The organism is uncultured Campylobacter sp. (assembly GCF_938018145.1).
Lineage (GTDB): Bacteria > Campylobacterota > Campylobacteria > Campylobacterales > Campylobacteraceae > Campylobacter_A.
This window is the reverse complement of sequence record NZ_CALIII010000320.1, coordinates 1-2,570: the sequence shown is the minus strand read 5'-3', so window position 1 is coordinate 2,570 and position 2,570 is coordinate 1. Positions and strand designations below refer to the sequence as shown.

General features: G+C 43.8%; 3 protein-coding genes. 1 reads left to right on the top strand and 2 read right to left on the bottom strand.

All coding sequences use genetic code 11. The features are described 5' to 3' along the window. Positions 1 to 313 precede the first annotated feature (313 nt). Positions 314 to 667 (bottom strand): 50S ribosomal protein L20, encoded by a 354-nt coding sequence (rplT, locus tag Q0338_RS07480; protein WP_002944116.1) that lies wholly within the window; start codon positions 665 to 667, stop codon positions 314 to 316. A gap of 82 nt (positions 668 to 749) precedes the next feature. Further along, positions 750 to 941, bottom strand: a complete 192-nt coding sequence (gene rpmI / locus Q0338_RS07475) for a 50S ribosomal protein L35 (protein ID WP_002944195.1) — start codon at positions 939 to 941, stop codon at positions 750 to 752. Positions 942 to 1,153: 212 nt separating this feature from the next. Here rpmI and Q0338_RS07470 point away from each other — a divergent pair. Then, on the top strand, positions 1,154 to 2,570 hold a 1,417-nt coding region (locus tag Q0338_RS07470), incomplete at its 3' end, for a C69 family dipeptidase (protein ID WP_298086205.1).

The window sequence follows — 2,570 nt, the reverse complement described above, 5'->3', positions numbered from 1 at the left end:
CTGCTATCATCAAAGCTAGCCACATCATCATAGGTGCTTAATTCTTTAAATAGCGAGCGGTTTATGGCGCTCGCTATGTAAACTTGCTAACAAAAAACTCAAAAACTAAAATAGGCAAAGTAAAGTTGCTTTGCCTTGCTTATTTTAAATTTGATCCAAAATTTACTCAATCCATCTTATTTCAATTTTTCTAAAAAATTATAAAATTTAGCAGCAAAACAAACCGATAAAAATTTGATTTAATAAAATAAAAGATAAAGTCTGAAGTTGTAGTTTGTTAAAAAGAAAAGGAGCGGAAAACCGCCCCTGGGTATTATAAAGCAGCCTTTGCTTTTGAAGCTAGCTCGCTGAAAGCTTTTGCGTCATTCATAGCTAGATCGGCTAAGATTTTTCTATCAAGCTCGATATTTGCTTTTTTAAGTCCCGCGATAAAGCGCGAATAGCTAATGTCGTTTAGGCGGCACGCAGCATTTATGCGCACTATCCACAAGCGGCGGAAGTCGCGTTTCTTGCGGCGTCTGTCGCGGTATGCATAGACCAAACTTCTTTCTAATTGCTCTTTAGCTTTTCTAAAGTGTTTGTGTCTAGCGCTGAAAAAACCTCTAGCTAGTTTTAAAACTTTTTTATGGCGTCTTCTTCTAACTACGCCTGTTTTTACTCTTGCCATATTTATCCTTTACAAATCGGCGCTCACTGAGTGAGTCTTGCCCCAAATTTGGGGGAGTTTGGAATGACTTTTCGTCAAAAACTTAAATTCCGAGCATCGCTTTGACGCTTGCGACGTTTGTGCTGTCTACGTATTGAGGCGAGCGTAAATCTCTCTTGCGGTTGCGAGATTTTTTAGTCAAAATGTGGCTTCTAAAAGCTGAGCCTCTTTTGATCTTGTTTTTGCCCACTTTAAAACGTTTAGCAGCGCCGCGAACTGTCTTCATCTTAGGCATACTAATCCTTTTAAAATTTCTTTTACGCCTTACGCGTAAGAGTGGGATTATACCCAAAATTCCTTTAAGAAATTTAAATTTGATAGAGTTGGCGGCAAAATACAAAACAAATTTACAATACAATCTTGAAAATAGCTTAAATTTTAGATTTAATTAATATTTTTAGTCCTATAATTTCACTTAGATTTATTATCTCAAATCAAGGAGTAACGATGAAGATAAAGTTTCTCGCCTCTGCGGCGGTAATAAGCGCGATGTTTTGCGCAAACGCGCTAGCTTGCACGACTATTTTGGTTGGAGAGGGGGCCTCTGACGACGGCTCGATGTTGATAGCTAGGAGTGCCGATAGCAAGGCGATAAAGGCGCAGGTATTTTTGATACATCCGAAAAAATCCAATCAAAAAGGCGTCCACAGCTCAAAGGCGCATGACGGGGCAAATGATTTTACATATCCGCTGCCAAAAGAGGGCATGAGATACACGACGATAGCAAACTCGCACACCAAGCTTCACGGCGCTGTCGGCTACAATGACGCGGGCGTGGGCATCAGCGGCACCGAGACCATCTACGCTAAAGACGAACTGCTAAAAATCGATCCGTATAACGAAGCAACCGGCATCACGGAGGATGATATCCCGGATGTACTTTTGCCTCGCATGAAAAGCGCAGCCGAGGGCGTGAAGCTGCTCGGCGAGATCGTGGAAACTACGGGCGCGGGAGAGGGTTTTGGCGTAGTGTTCGTCGATAAAAACGAGCTTTGGTACTTTGAAACGGGCACCGGTCATCACTGGATGGCGGTTAAGCTACCAAAAGACGAGTACTTCGTCTCCGCAAACCAAGGCAGACTACAAAACTACAAAGAAAACGATCCAAATTTCATGGGATCGAAAAATTTGATCAAATTTGCCCAAGATAACGGCGCCTACGACCCGGCGAAAGACGGCGAATTTCAGTTTACGAAAGCCTACACCAGAGACGACGAGAGAGATATGACCTACAACTATCCGCGCGTTTGCTGGGTGCAGCAGATGTTTAATCCCGAGCTAAAAGACAAGCAGACCCTTGACGGCGGCAACTATCCGGTATTTTTAAAACCGGCTAAAAAGCTAAGCGTGCAGGATCTAAAAAACGCTCTTAGATCCCACTACGACGGCACTGCGTACGATAACTACGCGAGCAAAGACGAAAATCAAAAAAATATCTACCGCGCCGTGAGCGTCTTTAGAACCTACGAGTCGCACGTCATGCAGGTGCGCCCGTGGCTACCGCAAGAGATCGGCAGAGTGACCTACGTGGCGCTTGGTATGTCGGAGCTTGGCGTTTATTTGCCGTATTACTATGGCCTCGACAAATTTATCGACGGCTACGACAAGGGCTCGTATAAGGCCGACGACGAGTCGATTTATTGGACGTATAGAAAGCTACAAACCCTCGTGATGATGGACTACGATAAGTATTCGCCGGTCGTGAAAAAGGCCTACAAGGAGTTTGAGGACGCGCTCGCGGTCAAGCAGGCCAAATTTGAAGACGAATACGTCAAACTCTACAAAAAAGATAAAGCCAAAGCGAACAAGCTGCTAAACGAATTTTCGACGAATATGATGAAAGAGGCCAAGGCTCTAACGCAAA